The sequence below is a fragment of the Microcoleus sp. PH2017_24_DOB_U_A genome, from assembly GCF_020738205.1.
Classification (GTDB): domain Bacteria; phylum Cyanobacteriota; class Cyanobacteriia; order Cyanobacteriales; family Microcoleaceae; genus Microcoleus.
The window spans coordinates 1-21,587 of record NZ_JAEQCT010000056.1 but is presented as its reverse complement, the minus strand read 5'-3'; the positions used below and the strand labels follow the sequence as shown (position 1 = coordinate 21,587).

Genomic DNA, 21,587 nt, shown 5'->3' with positions numbered 1-21,587 from the left:
TTTACTTTATGACAGTTAAAAAAATGTCAGTCAATGTAGTTAAAGCCAGTAAAAAATCGAGATTGTCAGTATCCAGTTTGCTGCCGAGGATTGCAATTTACAGCGCGCTTGTGGCTGGCATCATGGCGTCATGTTACGATTTCAAACTCAATACGATCGCCCTGCCCTCGTCCCCGCCAAGGGGTAAGACATTTTTAGAAGGCAGACAGTATATTACAAGCATCAATAGAGGGCAGCAAGCTTACTATGCAGAGTACGGTCAATTTAGCGATTCCATTGCAAAATTGGGTCTGGGACTTAAAGAACAGACCAAGAACTATAATTACACGATCGTCTCATCAATGGGTCCGGTTCAAACTAGGCACAATCACCGCGAACCAGCACAATTTGAAAGCGCGATCGCGAGCGCCAAACCTACTGATAGGAACCCCGAGAGATCCTACACTGGCGCAGTATTTGCTTACAAACAAAAGGGTAGCAATCTAATAAAAACTATTAGTGCTATATGCGAGAGCGATCGGGAGAACGCAAGTTCTGCAGAAACTTGGAGTCCGCCAACTTTTGACGGCAAAGAAATTCACTGCCAGCCCGGAACAAGGTTACTGCCCGGTTAACTTCCAGCCCGGAACGTTAATGTAAGACCTTGAAACTATTTTGCGTCACTTTTTGACCGTCTAAGTAAAATTGAAACTGCCAATTGCCAGGTTTGTCATCTTGTTTAAAATTGTACCAGCACCAAGTATTTAATCGATCGCCCGTCGTTTTTAAATAAGATTGACTCTGGGCTGCGAATAGTCCTTCAGGGTTGACAACCTTACAATAACTTCTATATTTTCCTTCTGGCAAGTTAGTAGCACTTACACTAAAGTAGACTTTCTTTTTTTGTTTCAAAGACCAAACATCTCTAGTTTTTTTCGATTCTAATTCGTCAGTTAACATCACTTGAGTCTGAGGATTTAACTTTACTGCGTTGATTATTCGTTTGAGATTGGCTGCTGTTTGAGGTTCGGGAAATTTCCAGAGTAAAGGAATAAAAATAGCAGCAATTGCTGTTAATAATCCGACTGATATCAGTGCGAGTTTTGACTTGTTACGCTGCTGAACTACCTCTAGGGGAATCAAAGCATTGAGGGCAGCATCCGCCGAAGGATAGCGGTGTTTGAAATTAGGTTCCACCATTTTTTGCAGCCAGTCAAGAAACTCTGGAGTTAGCTGCGGCAAGCGATGTTTAAAATTAATCGGCCCGGTATCGTCCATCAAGCTGCCAATTTCGGTAGAATTGATGCCGATTAGCAAGCAAATTAGCGTCGCGCCGAGGCTGTATAAATCGGATGCGACTGTTAGCTGGCGGTTGAACATTTGTTCTGGCGGCATAAAGCCCAAAGTGCCTTTGACAACGCTGCTGGCGGCCACTTCTCCCCCCCCGATTCTAGCAAATCCAAAATCGACAAGGCTGACATTTAGGCGATCGTCCACCAAGATATTTTCCGGCTTTAAATCTCTGTGGATAACTGGCGGCACCCGATTTTGCAAGTATTTGAGTATTTCTAACACAGAAATAGCAATTTGCTTAGTTTTTTGCGGTGTTTGCTGCGGCGAAGTTGCGAGGGAATTGGCATCTTTGTATTCCTGTACCATGCAGAAACCCGATGCAGTTTGGAAGGAATCTAAATAACGGGGAATGTTGGGGTTATCGAGTGCGCGCAAAATCTGAATTTCTTTTTCATAAGCTTGATATTCCGCCCAATTAGCACCAGTCTGGGCAAATTGAAATTGTTTGACAACGACGGAACGTTTAGTATTAATTTCGGTAGCAAGATAAGTAACTCTACCGCCCGCCCGGTTGTGTCCGAGTTCGCGAGTTATTTGATAGCCGTAGTTAGAAAAATCAGGAAAATCATTCATAGGTTTAGTAGTAAGAATTTCATTCATTAAAAACAGTAGAATATCGCCGAACAGTTGGTTAAGGTTTAATTAAATTTGGTTCTGATTTGCGATAGTTGGCAAGGATTCTTTTTGGTCGAAAAACAATGAGTTCAAGTAATGGAATAGCAGTAACTGATAGAAAGGCGATAGTCACTCCTCCGACTGCCCACATTTCCATTGGTTCAACCCATTCTATTTGAGTAAAAAGATTTACAAATACTCGCAATACTACTCCTAAGCTAGTACAAAATCCGGCAGTGAGAAAGGCTATATTGACAGCATCTACCTTAATAAATTTTTGGATCGTTAGCTCGGAAATTAGATTGTAAACCATCGAATTAGCTGTTGTGTAAAAAATAGGAGCAATCAAAATAAAACCTAGGATTTTTAGACCACTTTCATCCCAGATTAGTTCCATAAAACTATACGATACACAACCTAATGCAGATAACAATAAAAAACGGAATAAAATACTTACAGGTCTATTTATTTTACCCAATAAATGTCCAATTAAAGTTAAGACTGGAGCTATCGTTATCACAGCAAACGCACTAAATAATTGATGAATTGTATTAGCGTCACCGCTTATTAAATTAAAAAAAACTAAAATAACGACGGTCACAATATATAATATCAATCCAATTAACCAACCATATAACGATCCAAACCAATTAGACTTAAGTCGATTTAATTTTGCCGTGATTGTGATTTCAGCCAGAGCAAATCCATATAAGGCACTGGAAAAAATACCGCTAGTAGTTAAATAGTTGTAGCCAGTTAAATTGAGATATGCAATCAGGTTCAACAGAAAACCAGCCACAACAAAGCAGCACATAAAATTCAGTCTTCCCTTATACAAGAAAGTAGTTTTTTTGGGTATGGGTAGGGGAGAAGTTGTGACTTGCAATTCAATTGTATAAGTATCCGGCTCAGAATTTGCGTGCAATACAAGCTGACGATTGTAAGTTGTATCAGCTAATAATTTACCAGTATCAATTATGATTTTGCAGTCAACCTCATTGCTTTCAAAATTCTGTGGTTCAAAGGAGATCCAAGGGTGGTCATAAGGTGTGTGGGGCGGGTCACTCGGATGCGGTGCGACTTCCCATCTGCCGCAAAGTATTGTATCTGGAATTGGGTTGCTGATTGCGAGGGATTGTGTTAATATTTCTCTATAGTCTGTAGCAATACTATTTAGCCGATCGCGCTCAAGCCTCACTTTCGGCAAACTGCTGGCATCAAGAGACCTCAAAGCCGTCAAAGCATCAGCCGCCGACTTGTATCTATCTTGAATTCTCGGCGCTACCATTGTTTCCAGCCAGTTCATCCAACCCTGCTGCAAGGGCGGGACTAAATGCCGAAAATGAATGCTATAATTATCGTCGATCAAGTTGCCGACATCCACAGATTTTGTACCAGTCAACAAACAAATTAGCGTCGCGCCCAAGCCGTACAAGTCGGATGCTTCTGTTAATTGCCGGTTAAACATTTGCTCCGGTGGCATGAATCCCATTGTGCCTTTGACAACGCTGCTGGCGGCGATGTTTCCGCCTCCCAAGCGCGCAAAACCGAAGTCTACTAGGTAAACATTTAACTCGTCATCGATTAACAAGTTTTCCGGTTTGATGTCGCGGTGGATTACGGGCGGTTTTTGGGATTGCAGGTAAGCTAAAATTTCTAAAGTGGCGATCGCAATTTGTTTAATATCCGGCGGCGAGAAATTACGGGCGATCGCACTTTCGGCATTTTTGTATTCCTGCACCATGCAAAATCCGCTGTCAGTCCCGAAAGCATCGAGATAGCGGGGAATTCCAGGGAAATCCAAACTTTCGAGAACTTTGATTTCCTGTTCGTAAGCTTCGTATTCTGTCCAGCTAGCACCTAATTGGGCGAATTGAAATTGCTTAATTACAACGAAGTTTGTTGTGTTAATTTTTGTGGCGAGATAGGTAACGCGGCCGCCCAAACTGTTGTATCCGAGTTCGCGGATTACTTGATAGCCATGGGTGGAAAAGTCGGGAAAAGCTTTGTTCATAAGGTTTGTAGTGAGGACTTCAGTCCGCAGAAATATCAGAGGACTAAAGTCCTTACTACGAACAGGGTTAATTTATGTGGTTAGATATTAAAAATCGCTGTTACCAAGATAACTTTTTTGGGAAAGGGTGGCAAGTGTGATAGGATTTGAATTCGCGATCGGTTCTAGCGGGGAGCAGCCGCCAGAGGAAACGGGGAAAGTTCGGTGCAAGTCCGGCGCTGTCCCGCAACTGTAATGAGGTTTGTAGTAAGGACTTCAGTCCTCTACCTCTAAAGTCAGAATGCCCGCCGATATCTAACTCACTTTTGAACGCATCTACGAGGTATGGATGATGAATGGAACTAAACGAAACACGGTTGTACGCACAAAACACTGTCTTTTGGTTTGCACTGCTTGCGCTAGTGTTTGGAAAGATGGCAAGCGCCAAGGTAAAAGTGGCGGCCAACAATTTATGGAAGATTTATCTAAACTCGCTAAAGATTGGGAGTTGTCTGATGAGTTTGAGATTCAAGAAGTTGAGTGCATGAGTGCTTGCAGTCACTCTTGTGCGGTCTCTTTTGCTGCTGCTGGAAAGTATACTTATCTGTTTGGTGATTTGCCTCCAAATGAACCGGAAAGTGTCGAAGCTGTACTCGAATGCGCGGGTCAATACTATGCTAAACCGGATGGTTTGTTGCCTTGGTCTGAGCGTCCTCAAGCTCTGAAAAAAGGTGTGTTGGCTAAGATTCCACCACTGGGAAATTAGAGATAAGGAGCGAAAAATTGGCGTTGCTGAACTTGAGTATGAATTCACATTTTTTACCCTTGAGTAAAACATAGACTTTTTGGGTATAACTCAATTCATACTGTCAATCAGCAATGCGATTGTGTGCTTAGGTAAAGGTTCGTAGTGAGGACTTGAGTCCTCTGTTTTGATGAGGACTAAAGTCCTCACTACGAACCTGTCGTTGATGCTTGCATTCTCAACCAGCTAAATACTTGTTCGGCGGTGATATTCAAGGGAATGATTTCGGGTACGGGAACGACATCGCTACCTTCGCAGAATTGCGGTTGTTGATTGGGTAAAAATGCTAAAATCGATCGATCGCCTGGATCGACTAGCCATCCCAACTGACAGCCATGTTCGAGACAGTGAATAATTTTTTTAGTTACGCGGTTTGAGCTTTGTTCTGGCGATAGAATTTCGATCGCCCAATACGGTGCAATTAGCACATTGTCTACTAATTCGCCACTCTCATCAAATTGAATTTGTTCCCACAATAGTACAGAAATATCGGGAACAATCGAGCGCCCGCCAAACGTACACCGCAACTCTGGAAAAGCGTAAGCTATCTTGGGTTCCTCTACCACTTCATTAATGGTACGCAGGAATCGCCCCTGGAGACGAGAATGCTTTGTTTTAGGCATAGGTTTTTGGATGATTTCGCCCTCAATGTATTCGCTGGCTGGTTTAGTTTCTGGCAGTTTCAGAAATTCTTCAAGGGTAATGCGCTCAGTTGCGATCGTCATAAATAAATTCCTCCATGCTAGCGATCTTCAGTATAAGCGAAACAATATTTATCTGGGATACAACTGGTGTTAATTTGCCTAATTTTTGGGAACAATCTGCTGTTTAAATTCAAACACGTTAGGATTTTTGGGGTCATAAAAAGCCCGCAACCAATGCACGTTTGGAGAACCAAAAGTTTCAACTCTGGTAAAGTTTAGCAGTCTGGGGAGTTGAGTGTCATCGTCAAAACGAGGTAAAGGTTTGTCGATGCGGAAATAGTGAGTATCGCCATGCACGAATACGACTTGTCCGGGAAAATTGCGGGTTTCTGTTTCCAGAGTTGCGATAAAATCGTTGTAGCCGGTTATTCTTTTGTCGGTTCGATCGAGTTCAAAGCCCGGATTTGCTTGTGCAACTAATATGATTCCTTTGCTGTTGCTGCGTTTTGCTGAAGCAAAAGATTCTTTAATCCAGGCTAAATTAGCGAAATTGCGATCGGCATATTCTTTATCCTGTTCGGGAGTCCGGCCAAAATTGTTGTTGCTTCCCGGCATATTTATCGCCAAAAATGTTATCCCGTTATAAATCCAGCGGACATTTTCACGATATTTAGCAAACTGCGAATTTTCGCTTTGGCGGGTGAGAGTTAAGGTACGTTTCCCCAAACTTTGAGTGCCTTTGTTGAAGATTTCCCGCAGTTTAGCAAGTCTTTCTATGGGATTGTTGTAACTGGCGTTATTTGAACGGTGACAGTCAGTCCATTCGTTATCACCATAGGCGAGAATGAAGGGCATTTCAAATTTATTAAATAACTGCTGGCGGCTGACAAAAGTTGCATCATCGCAGACAGATCCACCGCTTTTGATATCGCCGTCGTGAATGACAAAGGCTGCGGGCGATCGATTGATATCTGCAATCAAATTCGGAAATTTTGCTTCTTGTTCTGCGCTGTAAGGCAAATCGCCAATTAAGGCAAATTCAAAAGGTCGATCGCTCGAACTCTGAGCGTAACTCAAAATACCAAAACCCGTAATTGAGAAGAAAACAATAAAGGCAATAATGAGATATTTTTTTGTCATTTATTTGGGTGTAACTAATCGAGTCATTATAAATTGCGTAATCCGAACAAAGAACCCGGGCTTTTTAAGGAAGATTGAGAGTTTTTAGCCAATATTTTTGTTGAAAAACTTAGTTTCCAGCCAACGGTGTGCAAGGCATAATGATGATATCATAGATGCCGATAAATCACTCTTAAAAGTTATGACTTTTCGTCGGTTGCTTTCGGTAATTGCCGTGTTTTCGATCGCAAGCTGCGACATCCAAGCGCCAAAAACCAATATACAGCGTACAGAAAGCCGTAGCTTGCGGGGCGGGACGCCATCGCCAATTGCAACACCTGCACCGGCTAAACCCAAGTCTGAGATTAAAGAAGCGCAACTAATTGCTGTCGGCGATATCATGATGCACATTACTCAAACAATCTCGGGCTACGATGCAAAAAAGCAAACATACAATTTTGACAGCTTCTTCGCACCAGTTAAAAGTATCCTGTCAAAGGGCGATTGGGTAACGGGAAACCTGGAAACACCTTTAGCGGGCGAAGATGCGGGCGGATATACGGGATATCCGCTATTTAACGCACCAGTGCAATTACTGGATGCTGCGAAAAAAGCTGGATTTAATATCTTGACAACCGCGAATAATCATGCTTTGGATCGGGGAGAAATAGGGGTAATTAGGACGATCGCAAATTTGGGCGATCGCAAAATTGCATCAACAGGGACAGCCAAGTCTAAAGCAGCGGGCGATAGGATTTTGATCGTCACCAAAAACAACATATCGCTAGCCATGCTAGCCTACAGCTACGGCACAAACGGCATCCCGATACCCAAAGGCAAAGATTACCTAGTTTCGCTAATCGACGAAAAACAGATAATCAAAGACATCGCCAAAGCCCGAAAAAAAGGAGCAGATGCGATCGCAATTTCCCTGCATTTTGGCGACGAATATCAGCGACAGCCAAACACCCAACAAAAACAATTAGTTGAAAACATTTTAAAAGCCGGTGCAGACATCATTCTCGGCAGTCATCCCCACGTCGTCCAGCCTTACAAAATATTTAAATTCAAAGGAAAGAATGGGAAAACCAGAAAGGCCGTAGCAATTTATTCAATGGGAAACTTCATCTCGGGGCAGACCAAAGATTATACAGACTTAGGCGTAATTGTGCAAATAAATATCCGCAAGAAATTTCCCGAAAAAACCACAGAAATTATCAGCATTAAAACAATTCCGACTTGGGTACACCGCTATACTTTGAACAATAAATCTAAGTATCGCATTTTGCCGTTAGAAACAACCGTCACTCAGAAAAAAGATGCGCTGCTAGCAACTTCGCAGTATCCAGTTTTAAAAGCATATCTACAAGAAATGAACAATCATCTTAACTCATTGAATAACAAAGATAAGACGGCGGTTGAAACCGCGCCTAGACAAACAAATTCCGCCTCCGCGGAATGAAGAAAATAACGCGACAATATTTCGTTGTTACCCGCAGATTCAGAAAAACCTGGTTTCTTGATTGCGGTAGCCGAGAAACCGGGTTTTTTTCGACAATATTTCGTTGTCACCCGCAAATTTATAAAAAACCCGGTTTCTTTAGTCGGAGTGCGTAAGTTGTGATTTTCACTTCAACTGCTGAATTAGCCAATCAATCGCCCCCGACACATCAGCAACCCGCTCAACATTAGGAATCGGAGTCCGCTGCACCATTACAACACGAATACCCAACTCCCTAGCGGCGATAATTTTTGGATATGTCGCTGCACCACCGCTGTTTTTGCTAACAATTGTATCAATCTGATATTCCAAGAGCAATTGCCGCTCGTCTCCCAATGAAAAAGGCCCCCTTGCTAATAATAATTCACCATGAGGAACAAGAGTATTTGGTGCCGGAGGATCGATCGCCCGCATCAAACACCAAACATCCTCCAAACCCGCAAACTCCGCCAATTCCTGCCTCCCAATCGTCAGAAACACCCGCCGAGAATGCCCTGACAAAGCCCTTGCAGCCTCCGAGTGGCTGGCGACTTCAATCCAGCGATCGCCCTCCACGGCCTCCCACGCAGGGCGCACCAGCATCAAATGAGGGACATGACACTCAGCCGCAGCCACCGCAGCATTGGCTGAAATCTGCGCTGCAAACGGATGAGTCGCATCAATTAAAAAGTCGATCGGGCTACAACGCAAAAACTCAGCCAGCCCAGCCGCCCCACCAAACCCCCCAATCCGCACCGTACCCGTTTTTGGGGTCAAAGGCTGTTTAGTCCGCCCTGCAAGCGAAGATATCACCTCGATATCAGCAATTTGAGCAGCTCTGGCAGCTACTTCAATAGCATCACCCGTTCCGCCCAAAATTAATAAGCGTTTTTTCATAAAATTACTTTTAACTGATAAGATTTAACCAACGACCGCAATTTAGGTTAATAATATATTTAAGCTGTTCTGTATTTAAATTGTTCTGTGTCAAAAACAAATCAAAGTCTTGTGGGATGGGCTTCTAGCCCGTCCCAAATACTCAATTTAAATACGCAACAGCTTAGTAAAGTTTCAACTGCCACCAAAGATGATTCGCTCACTTTTCACATTTTTTACAGTATTAATTGTAACCGGGTTAGTTTGGTTGGGAAATATCGCGCCCGCCGCCGCACAACTACAAGCAACAGAGCTCACCCCTCAGCAGCAGGAATTAGGAGAACTTGTTCAGAAAGCTTTTGAGGCTACAAACGAAGGCAAATTTCCCGCCGCAGAAACTTTGTGGACAGAAATTATTGACAAATTTCCCTCACAAGCCGCCGCTTGGAGTAACCGAGGCAATTCGAGAGTCAGCCAAAACAAACTACAATTAGCAATTGCTGACTACGAAAAGGCGATCGAACTAGCTCCGAATGCTCCCGATCCCTACCTAAATCGCGGCACAGCCTTAGAAGGTTTAGGACGCTGGGAAGAAGCGATCGCCGACTACAACCACGTGCTAGAATTAGACCCCAAAGATCCAGCCGCCTACAACAACCGAGGTAACGCCGAAGCAGGTTTAGGCAAATGGGAAATAGCAATTAAAGACTACAGCAAAGCCTTTGAATTAGCGCCCGAATACGCCTTTGCTCGTGCCAATCACGCCCTCGCACTTTATCAAAACGGGCAAACCAAAGAAGCAATTCGCAACATGAAAAACATTGTCCGCAGATATCCCCAATTTGCGGATATGAGAGCAGCCCTCAGCGCCTGTCTTTGGGAGGCTGGACAGCGCGGTGAAGCTGAGAGCAATTGGGTGGCCGCAGTCGGTCTCGATTCCCGCTACAAAGACCTCGATTGGGTGGCAAAAACCCGCCGCTGGCCGCCAGTTGTAGTTAGCGCTTTAGACAAATTCTTGAACTTGAAATAAGATTAGACGGCGGTTCATTAGACGGCGGTTGATTAGACGGCGGTTGAAACCGCGTCTACACAAACCAAACCCGCCGACGCGGGTTGAAGATTATACGGCGGTTGAAACCGCGTCTACATAAACCAAACCTGCCGACGCAGGTTGAAGATAAAACGGCGGTTGAAACCGCGTCTACACAAACCAAACCCGCCGACGCGGGTTGAAGATAAAACGGCGGTTGAAACCGCGTCTACACAAACCAAACCTGCCTCCGCAGGTTGAAGATAAAACGGTTAAAATTATGTTATTTTCTTGAGTCCGCGGAGGCGGACATCGTTTGTGTAGACGCGGTTTCAACCGCCGTCTGAGCGGACATCGTTGGTGTAGACGCGGTTTCAACCGCCCTCTTTCTTAAGTCTGCGGAGGCAGACATTGTTTGTGTAGACGCGGTTTCAACCGCCGTCTAATTCTCCAATGTACCGACGCGGTTTCAACCGCCGTATAATTCTCCAATTCGTGCAGCATTCAACTCCTCGATATTCCTAAAAATCGCCGCAGCACCAGCTTTTTTCAGCGCCGCAGCATAGGCTTCACAGCGAGCAGAATCATCCAAAACGTGAGGTGGCAAAATTCCTGCACCCAGCCAAATCCGATTCGGTTGCAATTCCCGCGCCTTCACCACGGTGTAAATATCGGCAACCGTATCTCCGGCGTAAATCACGGGCAAATTGCTTTCTAAACCGTGCCGATTTTCCAACTGTTCAATTGTCGAGAAAAGTCCAGTCGGATCTGGTTTTCCCGGTGCATCTTCCATCGCGACTAACACGGGGGAATTTAAGCCGAGTTTCCCTTCCAAAACATAAGCTGCTTCATCGTGCATCGCGCCACTAAAAAATCCCCAAGCAACGCCTCCAATTGTTAGATTTTCCAGGTAAGCTGGATTTAACAGCAGCGGTTCGTCACAAATGTAACCAGTCCAATTTTTATCGTCATTCCCGCGATAGCGACTTTGGAAAAAAGCGACTAATTCGTCATATTTGAAATCGAGTTGATTTCGCGATCGCCCAATTCCATCAAAATAACGGCAAACTAACTCCAAAGACGCTTCCCAGTCATTATTCCACACACCCTCAGACTTCAGAGAGTCGATATCGATCGAATTCGGGCGAAAAGCACCAGCCGTGAAATGTTCTACCGCATCTGCGATCGCCCTTCGATAGGAACCGGACACATCCCGCACCACACCATCAATGTCAAAAACTAAAATAAATCTGCTCATAACTTAATTATCCCTGTACCTGGGGCGAGTGAGTGGACAAATTTTATTGGTTTCGGGCCCCTAAGCAGCGGGAAACCCAGCCCTTCGACAAAACTTTTAATCGCCGATGAGCCATTATTGAACAGAATGTGCTACGCTTAGCGATTGTAGAAATTTTTAATAAGTTCGATCGGAACCCTGGAGGTTTGCTTGTCCAAGTTCATCTTAAAAGTTCTCTGGCTAGAAGAGAATGTTGCCCTCGCCGTTGACCAAGTTGTCGGTAAAGGAACTAGCCCGCTGACAGCTTATTTTTTCTGGCCGCGCAAGGATGCGTGGGAAGAACTCAAAAACGAACTCGAAGCCAAACACTGGATTGCTGACAACGATCGCGTCGAAGTCCTCAACCAAGCTACAGAAGTAATCAACTACTGGCAAGAAGAAGGCAGACGGCGCCCGATGACTGAAGCTCAGTCAAAGTTCCCTGAAGTGACTTTTACCGGCAGCAACTAAGCCTAGCTTTCAGTTGCTACCCAGATAAATTGCCTGTGATGGCTAACAGGAGAACGAGAGAGGGGGAGAAGGCGAGAGGATTTGCTTTTTCCACCTCGTCCTGAAAAATACACTTTAAATGCGCTACAGCCGATCGAGGTATTGCCCTTTTCAAGGGCGGTGAGGTATGTCAGGTAATGGGTAATGGGTAATGGGTAATTGGTAATGGGTAATTGGTAATTAGTAATCACTTGAGTGCACTAACTTAAGAAGCGCTATATTAACTCGAATTTTCAGACATAATCGGGTTCTGGGCCTGGTAGATTTGAGATGAGAGATTTAAGATTTATCCAAAACAAAGCTCAAAGTAGATAAGGGCAAAAATATCGTATCTACAAGATACTATTGTTTTTTACTAACAACTGACAACTAACAACTGACAACTGGCAACTGTCAACTGTCAACTGTCAACTGTCAACTGTCAACGGACTTCTTCCCGGAACTTATGGGCGCCGAAAGCACGATCGACCAAACCGAACAAATGCCGCTGGTAGTCAATCCCGACATTCTCCAGCAAGCCATCCTCTACAAAATTAACACTCGCGTCACCGCACGCGGAGAATTAGTTTTCCCCTGCGTACCAGGCATGGCAGACCACTATCTCAAGTCAATTGAAAAGCTATTTAGTACCCTCGACAGACCCCTCCCAGAAGACCGTAAAGAGGAACTCAGAAAGCTTTTAGCGACTAAATTAGAACAGGGCTACCGCACTTCAACAGCATCGATGATGATTCTGCAATACGAATCAGTGCAGCCGCCACAAACCGGTTTAGCTTGCAAAGTAATTGTCACTACTTCAACAGTAGGAGAACAATATAAAAGCTGGGTTGACACCAGAGAACCGCCTCTATTTGGTTCCCATCCCGATGCAAAATTGATGGCAACGGCTGCTAAATTGGGAAATCCCGATCGCATCCGCATCTTAGACGTGGGGGCCGGTACCGGGCGCAATACCTTACCGCTGGCGAGATTGGGCTATTCTGTAGATGCGATCGAGCTAACCCCAGCTTTTGCAGAACAATTGCAAACAGCCGCCACCGCCGAAAACCTTCCCGTCACAGTAACAGAAGGCGACGTGCTCGATCCCTTAATGCGGATGAAACCAGCCCGCTACCAACTTGCAGTTGCCGCCGAAGTCATCTCACATTTTCGAGACATCGATCAAGTACGGCTTTTCCTTGCCAAAATGTGCGATTTCCTCTGTCCCGGAGGCGTGTTGCTCTTCAGCACATTCTTAACCGTCGGCGACTACCAGCCAGACGCCCTCGTGCGACAAGTTGCACAACTTTCCTGGTCTACTTTATTCACGCCCCAAGAGCTCGCCGCCGCCATGGAAGGCTTACCCTTAGTCCAAATATCCGACGAATTGGTGTGGGAATACGAACGCCACCACCTGCCAAAAGAAGCCTGGCCGCCAACGCCTTGGTTCCCGAGTTGGGCCACAGGTAGAGATGTCTTCCCGATGGCAAATGGACGGCCGCCCATGGAATTGCGCTGGATTTTGTGCCGTCGCAGCTAATACTATTTTCGATTTGAGGTACGTTGTTGCGCTTGAGCGCTCTTTATAATCTTAGGAAAGAGCGCTTTCATTGCAACAACGTACCTTGATTTAATGGTATTTCTTCTGTAAAACCTAGATCCACCCGGAGCGCTGAAGCGCAACTACATACCTTCGGAGCGCTGAAGCGCAACTACGTACCTTCGGAGCGCTGAAGCGCAACTACGTACCTTTTTTTATTGTGATTGTTCCGTCTCGGACTGATTTATAAGCTGCCCCAGCAATCAAAACCTTTGAGATAGGCTGATAGTTCCATCAAGTCTTTTTATTTCCACAGCATAAAGCCGACTTGTTGTCAAATGTTACGGAGCCGACACACAAAAATTTACAAATATATATATTAAAATGTAAACATAGCGAAGTAAAATCGCCCGTGGGTGAGAAACCCGGTTGCTGATTAGATCCTATCTTGGCAAACCTGTGATTGCTTGCGATAAATTGGGTCGATCTGGCGTTGAAATTACGTAAAATTCGATACGCTATCTAAAATCGGTGCAACTATACTTAACAATGAATCAACAAAACCTATTCCTCCAGATAGACGACGCTTTAGGGGAAGAGGATTAAACCATAGATTAGCTCGCTAATTGGCGAAGCTCCTGAGACACAAATATGCTTTTAACACGTCCACTACAAGCGTTTGGAGCAATCTTCGGGCACAAACCTTTCACAAAAAGATCGATCGAGCAAAAAAACAGTAAAAATTATTTAGAGGGGAATAGTTATCCCGCTCCAAACCAACAACTAGACTGGTATATCATCCAACTGGAAACGCTGATGAGTAACGCAAAATCTAACTGCACCGATGGAGAGATTGCCGCTTGGCTGCGGGGATTGCTGACAATTGCTTGGGCTGACGGCAACTTTGACGAAAACGAGCAAAAAATGATTGCTAGCCTGACTCAGGATGAACTAAATCCGGTATCTTTTGAGACCGGTTTTGAACCGATTACCGCAGAGGAACTAGCTGCTGTATTCGGGACAGGTACCGCCAACGGGGAGAATTTTTTGAGAACAGCAGTCATGGTAGCCTTAGCAGACGGTACTTACTCTCTGAGCGAAGACGAGGTACTTTACAAGTTTTGCACAGCTTTGGGTCATAACGTGGAGGCGATCGAATCTCTGCGACACACGATCGAAGACAGCAGCGCGCAGCCGCAGGAATCAAGCAGCCAAACAGCCGTTGATTATGCAGCAACACCGCTTTCTGGGCGGCCTCAACCTCAGCAGAAAAATGTCCTGACACCCGTGAAAGACTGGCTTGACGGCTGGGAAGTTCACGATCCGAGAGTGGCACGTTTTGTCTGCAAAATGATTCCACCGCAGTGTCCGTTTGAGCGAGATGTCGTATTATTCGGCCGCAAAATCGTCCACATTCCACCGATGTGCAAGCTTAACCCGCTGTACGAACAATTGGTGGGGATGCGCTTTCGAGCTCTCTGCTATTTGGCAGATGATTGCAAGGAAGATGTATCGTCATATTGTTAGGGGAATTGGGCATTGGGCATTGGGCATTGGGAATGGGGAATGGGGAATTGGTAATTGGTAATTGGTAATTGGTAATTGTCAATTTTGTGAGATTTTCGATTAATGACTGTATGCTATGAACCAATGACTCCTAATTAGTTGAGTAGGATGGTGAATTTCTGTTTTGTAAAAAGCATTTTTTCTTTGAGTGCTGTCCCTGCTCGCGTGATTATATAAGCACTAGAACGGGGACAGCACTACATACAAAAGTAAAACACATCCTACTCCCTACTCGGGAGTAGGATGTGTAATTCACACCAAAAGATAAACATTTTACTTGGATCTGGTATCATAACTAATGACTACTGACTAATGACTACTGACTACTGACTATTGACCAATAATTATTGATTAAATTATGCAATTTATCGATCGCGCAGATGTTCAAGTCGCAGCCGGCAAAGGCGGCGACGGTATGGTAGCTTTTCGCAGAGAAAAGTATATACCGGCGGGCGGGCCAAGCGGCGGCACCGGCGGGCGGGGCGGTTCTGTGTTTATGGTGGCGGTGGAAAGCCTGCAAACGCTGCTGGATTTCCAGTACAACCGGATTTTTAAAGGCGAAAACGGGAAGAAGGGCGCGCCGAAGAATATGACTGGTGCTTCAGGAGCCGATCGCACGATCGAAGTTCCCTGCGGTACAGTAGTTTACGATGCGGAAACTCAGGCAATTTTAGCAGATTTGGTGACGCCAGGACAGACTTTTTGTGTTGCCAAAGGTGGTAAAGGCGGTTTAGGAAATAAGTGTTTTCTGACAAATTCTAACCGCGCTCCAGATTATGCGTTACCGGGAAAAGAAGGAGAACACAAGTTTTTGCGCTTGGAATTGAAGCTGTTAGCTGAAGTTGGAATTATTGGTTTGCCGAATGCTGGCAAATCTACGCTAATTTCTGCTTTGTCGGCGGCGCGTCCAAAGATTGCAGATTATCCGTTTACAACTTTAATTCCGAATTTGGGCGTAGTCAAAAAACCAACCGGCGACGGTACTGTTTTTGCTGATATTCCAGGATTAATTGCCGGGGCTCACGAGGGCGCGGGTTTGGGTTATGAGTTTTTGCGGCACATTGAACGGACTCGGTTGTTGCTGCATTTGGTGGATATTACTGATGAAGATCCGATCGCAGATTACGTCACAATTCAAGAAGAATTGAAAGCTTACGGGCGAGGTTTGGGCGATCGGCCGCAGATTTTGGCTTTTAATAAGGTAGATGCGATCGATCTTGAGGATGAGGAAATTGGAAATGCGATCGCGCGATTGCAGGAAATCAGCGGTGCTCCGGTGTTGATGATTTCGGCTGTGAGTCGAGTTGGGTTGGATGAGTTGATGCACCAAGTTTGGCTGAAACTCGATGAGATGAATGAGGTTGAAGCGGAGGCGCTGTCAGCAGTCGGAGTCTTGTAGCCCTTATTTCCTGACATAGGGATTGAAACCGTTATCTGTGAAGATTGACACAATCAAAAACAGCAAAAAAACCAAAATTCCCGATCGGGGATTTTGCATTATTTTTGGCAATTGATATCAGAAACCAGTTGTATTAATCTTTGCATAATTCCCAGAAACCGGGTTTCTTCCGAAATCTCTGGCCACCAACCTAGGTTATCTGAGAAACCCGGTTTCTTAATCTTTGCATAATTCCCAGAAACCGGGTTTCTTAACTAAATGAACGCGATTATGGCTTGACAACAATAATTCCCTTACCTGGGCCCGAGAAAATTTCAACGTGAGCGACTCGCCCAGTCCCAGAATAAAATCTGACTTCGGCTTTCGCTTCAGAAGGCATTGATTTCCAACCACCATTAGAGGCAACTAGAATAGTTTTTAATCCATCATTCCAGTCAATTATAATTTGGTTGGGACTCTGCTTGATCGAACAGCCTATTGTTTGAGCCTGCGTTTGATTCTGTCCGTAAAAACTGCATTTAGAGCTATAATTTTCACCAGAATTTCTCGTCTGGGCTTGAGTATTGGTACAGAAAGCTATTGTCGAACCTAGTAGCAAATTAGCCACTAAAAATGTTTTATAAAATAAAGATAACTTAAGTTTCATAGTTGGGCGCTCCAGATACAAAAATGCGGTATTCGTTCAAAATTCAGACAGTGAAATTGAAACCAGGATAAAAATTCAACAAACCTTGTTAACTCTCAAATCTTCTTAATGTCCTCCCAACACCAGAATACAACCAACATTAGCCGATCGCACATTCCACTCAAACTCAACAATACAAACAATCGCAGCAACCATAATATCGGATAATTGGGAAGCAATTAACCTCCGCCACCAGCATGAGTATTGACCAACTAAACACAGACTACAGCATCGCCGGCCACCTCACCTTCGCCAGCGGAAACGGCGGTTTCCCGATGATTCACATCGACAACGGCCAAGCCAAAGCCTTGATATCTGTGTATTCCGGCCAAGTGCTCTCCTTCCAACCAGCCACCGAAACCGCAGATTTGATGTTCCTCAGCGACAAAGCCTACTACGCCGAAGGGAAAGCCATCAAAGGCGGTGTACCCATCTGTTGGCCTTGGTTTGGCCCAGATCCCGAAGGCTTGGGCCGCCCAGCCCACGGGTTTGTCCGCAATCGCCTCTGGAATGTCGTCAACACCGGTACAACTCCTGACGGCGCCACCCAAGTCACCCTAGGCCTCAAGGATACCGAGGAAACTAGAGCAATTTGGCCCCAAGCTTTTGAACTGGCGATCGCAATTACGATCGGCACCACTCTCACAGTAGAATTAATCACCCGCAATCTCGGCGACAAAGCATTTCCCCTCACCCAAGCCTTCCACACCTATTTCCTAGTCGGAGACATCAACCGCGTGCAGGTGTTGGGTTTAGAAAACAGCCAATATCTTGATAAAGTTGACGGTGGAGTCGAAAAAACTCAAGTAGGTGCAGTCGTAGCTGTCGGTGAGGTCGATCGAATTTATCTCGATGTCACCAACGAATTCGTCATAGACGATGCCGCCCTCAATCGTCGGATTCGGATTAAATCATCTGGCAGTAAATCCGCCGTAGTATGGAATCCCTGGGTGAAAATTTCTGCAAGCATGGCCGACCTTGATGATAGCGATTATCAGCGTTTAATCTGCGTGGAAACGACCAATGCGGCGACGGATATTGTCGAAGTCCCCGCGAAAGGCGAGTTCCGCTTAGCGGCAGTTTACAGCGTTGAGCATGATTAAGGATTGAGAGCTTAATCTCAGCGGTGATGGGGCTAAAATTCCCAGAGTTGGATTGAAAAACTCTGTCACCGTAATGCCTAAGTCTTACCCTCAGAGATATTGCTATAATGAGATATCAAGATAAGTTATGGAAAAATCAACAGCTAATATCGTTTAAGCTTGGATCGGAATGATTTAACCGCAGAGAGCGCAGAGAACACAGAGTCAGAAAAGAGAGAGATGAATAATTCTAATACCAATGAATTTGATATAATATCCGAATATACTGAGTGGCAAAGTACCGAGTGGCAAGACTATTCATTAACGCAACTTTTCTACGAAGATGATGAAATTGAATATTCCTTGGAAGATGCTCAAGAAATCTATCAAATTAATCAATTTAAATCTACATAATGGATACAAATAAAAGACCATTCTTTGTCGTAAAATAAACCTCAAAGAACAAAAAAGTGATTTTTCTTATTGGCAAACTCAATCTTATCAAGCCAGACTTAAGGCATTAGAAGAAATTCGTCATAGTTATCACCAATGGAAATACAAAAATACTGAATCAAGACTTCAAAGAGTTTATACAATTTCTCAACGATAATCATTAATTACTATGGCAAAAGACATATTTCATAACACCGTCAAAATCGCTCTTCAAAAAGAAGGTTGGCAAATCACCCACGATCCTTATCAACTGCGCTATGGTATAGCTGATATCTACATTGACTTAGCTGCCGAAGTAGAAGTAAAAAGCTTTATTAGTGGCTCTAACATTTCAGCATTTCACACGGCTCTTGGTCAATTTCTAAACTACCGAATTGCCATAGAAGTTTCTGATGAACCAGGGCGTATTTTGTATCTAGCAGTACCTAGAGATGCTTATCAAACCTTTTTACGTTTTGAACCAGCAAAAACAGTCATTCAGCGATATCAGGTTCGGTTAATTGTTTATAATCCAAATAGTGAGGCTATTGAACAATGGATAGAATAAATGAGTATCGCCAAATTGTTTGTCAATTTCTCGAAGACTTCGCCAAAGACGACACCCAAGCTCAGTTAATTTTTGACCATTCACGCGATCGCTATTTGGTGATACATCATAGTTGGCGCGATGAATATCGCATATATGGTTGCGCCATGCACTTAGATATCATCGAGGGCCAAGTTTGGATTCAGCAAAATAGCACCGAAGTCTTCATCGATCAAGAGCTAATTCAGCGCGGTGTCTGTAACAAAGATATCATTTTGGGATTTCGCTCACCCACAATTCGCAAACATCTTGCAGCTATCCTAGACAGTCAAGAAAGTGATACAGTTTGACAAGGCTTTTAACAATGGGCAATTGATAATTGGATCGAAAGCGGGTTTAACTCCCTCACCTATAATATGGATTGTTTGAGGGTAGGGTTTGAATCTCCATCAAAAAAATTCACTGTCAACTGTCAACTGTCAACTGTCAACTGCTATACTTACCATCAATGATTATGCAAAACTATAACTGGAAAAAACTCCAAAATGGCTCAGATATTCGCGGTATCGCCCTCGAAGGGGTTCCCGATGAAAAAGTTAACCTCACTCCCGAAATTGCGACAATTTTAGGTCAATCCTTTGTCAGTTGGCTGGTGCAAAAAGTCAATAAACCTGCGGAAAAGTTGATAATTGCGATCGGGCGTGACAGTCGCCTATCCGGGCCAACTTTAATGCAAGCAGTCATGGATGGTATAGCCTTAGTTGGTTCTACAGTATATGACTTTGAAATGGCATCAACTCCCGCCATGTTTATGAGTACAATCACTCCAGGTTTTGAGTGCGACGGCGCGATTATGCTGACTGCTAGCCATTTACCTTTTAATCGCAACGGCTTAAAGTTTTTCACCGCTAAGGGTGGATTACAAAAAAAAGATATTACCGATATCTTAACATTTGCCGAAACCAATGAGTTTAAAAAAGCTGCCGTTTTCGGTACTATTACCAAGCATGATTTCATCTCAGTTTATGGCAACCAATTTGTCGAAAAGATTAGGGAATCAGTCAATCATCCCGATAATTTTGAGCAGCCGCTGACAGGCTTGAAAATTGTTGTGGATGCGGGGAATGGTGCGGGCGGATTTTATGTTGATAAAGTCTTAAAGCCTTTGGGTGCTGACACTACCGGCAGTCAATTTTTAGAACCGGATGGTACATTCCCGAATCACGTGCCGAATCCCGAAGATAAACAGGCAATGCAGTCAATTTGTCAAGCGGTAATTGCCAATCAAGCTGATTTTGGGATTATTTTTGATACGGATGTCGATCGCAGTGCGGCTGTGGATCAATTTGGCAAGGAACTGAATCGCAATCGGTTAATCGCGTTGATTTCGGCGATCGTCCTACAAGAGCACCCAGGCTCTACCGTCGTTACGGATTCTATCACATCCGATGGTTTAACGCAATTCATCGAACAGGATTTAAAAGGAATTCACCATCGCTTTAAACGCGGTTACAAAAATGTGATTGACGAGTCGATTCGCCTCAATGCAGCGGGACAGGAATCGTGGCTGGCGATTGAAACTTCTGGACATGGCGCTTTGAAGGAAAATTACTTTCTGGATGATGGCGCTTACTTGGTGAGCAAATTATTGATTGAGTTGGCTAAATCCAAATTAGCTAATCAATCTTTGCCGGATTTAATTGCGAATTTACAAGAACCTGAAGAAAGTGCAGAGTTTCGGATTAAAATTGGTGTGGATGATTTCAAAGCTCAGGGAAATTTGGTAATTGAGAAACTGCAAGAATTTGTCTCAACCCAAGCCGACTGGGGAATTGTACCCAATAATTACGAAGGTTTGCGAGTTTCCTGCACGTCAGCTAGCGAATCGGGCTGGTTTCTGCTACGCTTGTCACTGCACGATCCGGTGATGCCTTTGAATGTTGAGTCGAATGTTAAGGGTGGTGTTGCTCAAATAGTCGATCGCCTTTTAGCTTTTTTCCAAACAACAGAATCTCTTGATTTGTCGGCACTATCGAGTAGATAAAGAAGACGGCGGTTGAAACCGCCAGAAAGATAAAGAAGACGGCGGTTGAAACCGCCAGAAAGATAAAGAAGACGGCGGTTGAAACCGCGTCTACACAAGCAAAGTCCGCCTCCGCGGACTGAAGAAAATAACTGAAGAAAATAACGCAATTTTCACCGTCAATTCTTCAACCTGCGGAGGCACGTGCAAGTTTGTATAGACGCGGTTTCAACCGCCGAGTTTTCTATTAATAAACCAAACCCAAGGAGGGATTTTATCATGTGGCTTTTAATCATTAAATGTTCTGCGGAAAGCTGGACTCTCAATTCCAAAGCTTTCAAAGTCATTGCTGACAAATATCCGGCTACGCCTCTTTCTTCCAAAAAGATGAAAGGCGACGGTGAACGCATCATGGAATATAAACTGGAAAATGTCAATGATGTAGAGGATTTTATGGAAGAATGCTTGACTTTAGAGGGTTTTACCGCCACTTTTGAATCTCTGTAAATCTCAAATCAAAAAGGTACGTAGTTGCGCTTCAGCGCTCTTTCATAGATTAGGATGAAAGAGCGCTAAAGCGCAACAACATACCTCAAATCAAAAAGGTACGTAGTTGCGCTTCAGCGCTCTTTCTTATATTAGGATGAAAGAGCG

General features: G+C 44.3%; 21 protein-coding genes and 1 riboswitch. Of the genes, 14 read left to right on the top strand and 7 right to left on the bottom strand.

What is annotated here, in order from left to right:
* Positions 1 to 8: 8 nt before the first annotated feature.
* A complete protein-coding gene (locus tag JGK07_RS16865; protein WP_293192283.1) occupies positions 9 to 614 on the top strand; it encodes a type IV pilin-like G/H family protein in 606 nt (201 codons plus the stop codon).
* Between the two features lie 16 nt (positions 615 to 630).
* On the opposite strand, the gene JGK07_RS16860 is transcribed toward JGK07_RS16865, so the two are convergent.
* Both JGK07_RS16860 and JGK07_RS16855 read right to left on the bottom strand, forming a co-directional pair.
* The gene (locus tag JGK07_RS16860; protein ID WP_293192281.1) at positions 631 to 1,905 is read right to left on the bottom strand and encodes a serine/threonine-protein kinase; all 1,275 of its coding nucleotides are present in this window, start codon (positions 1,903 to 1,905) and stop codon (positions 631 to 633) included.
* Positions 1,906 to 1,963: 58 nt separating this feature from the next.
* On the bottom strand, positions 1,964 to 3,961 hold the full coding sequence (locus tag JGK07_RS16855) for a serine/threonine-protein kinase (protein WP_293192279.1): 1,998 nt from the start codon (positions 3,959 to 3,961) through the stop codon (positions 1,964 to 1,966).
* A gap of 142 nt (positions 3,962 to 4,103) precedes the next feature.
* Positions 4,104 to 4,268, top strand: a riboswitch (cobalamin riboswitch).
* Between the two features lie 21 nt (positions 4,269 to 4,289).
* On the opposite strand from JGK07_RS16855, the gene JGK07_RS16850 reads away from it, so the two are divergent.
* Positions 4,290 to 4,706 (top strand): DUF1636 domain-containing protein, encoded by a 417-nt coding sequence (locus tag JGK07_RS16850; RefSeq protein ID WP_366516969.1) that lies wholly within the window; start codon positions 4,290 to 4,292, stop codon positions 4,704 to 4,706.
* A 188-nt stretch (positions 4,707 to 4,894) separates the two neighbouring features.
* Here JGK07_RS16850 and JGK07_RS16845 read toward each other — a convergent pair whose 3' ends face one another.
* Together JGK07_RS16845 and JGK07_RS16840 are read right to left on the bottom strand one after the other, a co-directional pair.
* A complete protein-coding gene (locus tag JGK07_RS16845; RefSeq protein ID WP_293181267.1) occupies positions 4,895 to 5,470 on the bottom strand; it encodes a Uma2 family endonuclease in 576 nt (191 codons plus the stop codon).
* Between the two features lie 78 nt (positions 5,471 to 5,548).
* Entirely contained in the window at positions 5,549 to 6,529 is a 981-nt protein-coding gene (locus JGK07_RS16840; RefSeq protein ID WP_293192277.1) for a metallophosphoesterase, read from the bottom strand.
* A gap of 181 nt (positions 6,530 to 6,710) precedes the next feature.
* Here JGK07_RS16840 and JGK07_RS16835 point away from each other — a divergent pair, with 181 nt between their 5' ends.
* Positions 6,711 to 7,970, top strand: a complete 1,260-nt coding sequence (locus JGK07_RS16835) for a CapA family protein (RefSeq protein WP_293242521.1) — start codon at positions 6,711 to 6,713, stop codon at positions 7,968 to 7,970.
* A gap of 165 nt (positions 7,971 to 8,135) precedes the next feature.
* On the opposite strand, the gene JGK07_RS16830 is transcribed toward JGK07_RS16835, so the two are convergent.
* On the bottom strand, positions 8,136 to 8,885 hold the full coding sequence (locus JGK07_RS16830; protein ID WP_293181277.1) for a cobalt-precorrin-6A reductase: 750 nt from the start codon (positions 8,883 to 8,885) through the stop codon (positions 8,136 to 8,138).
* A 190-nt stretch (positions 8,886 to 9,075) separates the two neighbouring features.
* Here JGK07_RS16830 and JGK07_RS16825 point away from each other — a divergent pair, with 190 nt between their 5' ends.
* Positions 9,076 to 9,894: a tetratricopeptide repeat protein gene (locus JGK07_RS16825; protein ID WP_293181280.1), complete on the top strand. Its 819-nt coding sequence runs from the start codon at positions 9,076 to 9,078 to the stop codon at positions 9,892 to 9,894.
* A gap of 469 nt (positions 9,895 to 10,363) precedes the next feature.
* Here the strand turns inward: JGK07_RS16825 and JGK07_RS16820 are convergent, their stop codons facing one another.
* A complete protein-coding gene (locus JGK07_RS16820; RefSeq protein ID WP_293211253.1) occupies positions 10,364 to 11,152 on the bottom strand; it encodes a TIGR01548 family HAD-type hydrolase in 789 nt (262 codons plus the stop codon).
* A gap of 177 nt (positions 11,153 to 11,329) precedes the next feature.
* Between JGK07_RS16820 and JGK07_RS16815 the strand changes: the two genes are divergently transcribed.
* The 4 genes from JGK07_RS16815 to obgE all read left to right on the top strand — a co-directional run bounded on the left by JGK07_RS16815 (position 11,330) and on the right by obgE (position 16,164).
* The gene (locus JGK07_RS16815; RefSeq protein WP_293181450.1) at positions 11,330 to 11,641 is read left to right on the top strand and encodes a 30S ribosomal protein PSRP-3; all 312 of its coding nucleotides are present in this window, start codon (positions 11,330 to 11,332) and stop codon (positions 11,639 to 11,641) included.
* A 484-nt stretch (positions 11,642 to 12,125) separates the two neighbouring features.
* Positions 12,126 to 13,199: a class I SAM-dependent methyltransferase gene (locus JGK07_RS16810; protein WP_293146515.1), complete on the top strand. Its 1,074-nt coding sequence runs from the start codon at positions 12,126 to 12,128 to the stop codon at positions 13,197 to 13,199.
* Between the two features lie 651 nt (positions 13,200 to 13,850).
* Entirely contained in the window at positions 13,851 to 14,726 is an 876-nt protein-coding gene (locus tag JGK07_RS16805; protein ID WP_293197132.1) for a Mo-dependent nitrogenase C-terminal domain-containing protein, read from the top strand.
* 397 nt (positions 14,727 to 15,123) lie between these two features.
* Positions 15,124 to 16,164, top strand: a complete 1,041-nt coding sequence (gene obgE / locus JGK07_RS16800) for a GTPase ObgE (RefSeq protein ID WP_293181292.1) — start codon at positions 15,124 to 15,126, stop codon at positions 16,162 to 16,164.
* Between the two features lie 268 nt (positions 16,165 to 16,432).
* On the opposite strand, the gene JGK07_RS16795 is transcribed toward obgE, so the two are convergent.
* Entirely contained in the window at positions 16,433 to 16,810 is a 378-nt protein-coding gene (locus tag JGK07_RS16795; protein WP_293192273.1) for a hypothetical protein, read from the bottom strand.
* A 236-nt stretch (positions 16,811 to 17,046) separates the two neighbouring features.
* Here JGK07_RS16795 and JGK07_RS16790 point away from each other — a divergent pair, with 236 nt between their 5' ends.
* The 6 genes from JGK07_RS16790 to JGK07_RS16765 all read left to right on the top strand — a co-directional run bounded on the left by JGK07_RS16790 (position 17,047) and on the right by JGK07_RS16765 (position 21,440).
* Positions 17,047 to 17,952, top strand: coding sequence for a D-hexose-6-phosphate mutarotase (locus JGK07_RS16790; RefSeq protein ID WP_293211250.1), 906 nt, complete (start codon positions 17,047 to 17,049; stop codon positions 17,950 to 17,952).
* Between the two features lie 219 nt (positions 17,953 to 18,171).
* Complete coding sequence (locus tag JGK07_RS16785; protein WP_293181301.1) at positions 18,172 to 18,345, top strand: hypothetical protein; 174 nt, start codon at positions 18,172 to 18,174, stop codon at positions 18,343 to 18,345.
* 208 nt (positions 18,346 to 18,553) lie between these two features.
* Positions 18,554 to 18,931 carry a XisH family protein gene (locus JGK07_RS16780; RefSeq protein WP_293290966.1) on the top strand — a complete coding sequence of 126 codons (378 nt, stop codon included), beginning with the start codon at positions 18,554 to 18,556 and terminating at the stop codon, positions 18,929 to 18,931.
* Positions 18,919 to 19,260: a XisI protein gene (locus JGK07_RS16775; RefSeq protein WP_293192269.1), complete on the top strand. Its 342-nt coding sequence runs from the start codon at positions 18,919 to 18,921 to the stop codon at positions 19,258 to 19,260. Before JGK07_RS16780 ends, JGK07_RS16775 begins: the two co-directional genes overlap by 13 nt.
* Positions 19,261 to 19,424: 164 nt before the next feature.
* A complete protein-coding gene (locus JGK07_RS16770; RefSeq protein WP_293192267.1) occupies positions 19,425 to 20,954 on the top strand; it encodes a phosphomannomutase/phosphoglucomutase in 1,530 nt (509 codons plus the stop codon).
* Between the two features lie 258 nt (positions 20,955 to 21,212).
* A complete protein-coding gene (locus JGK07_RS16765; protein ID WP_293181313.1) occupies positions 21,213 to 21,440 on the top strand; it encodes a hypothetical protein in 228 nt (75 codons plus the stop codon).
* The last annotated feature ends 147 nt before the right edge of the window (positions 21,441 to 21,587 follow it).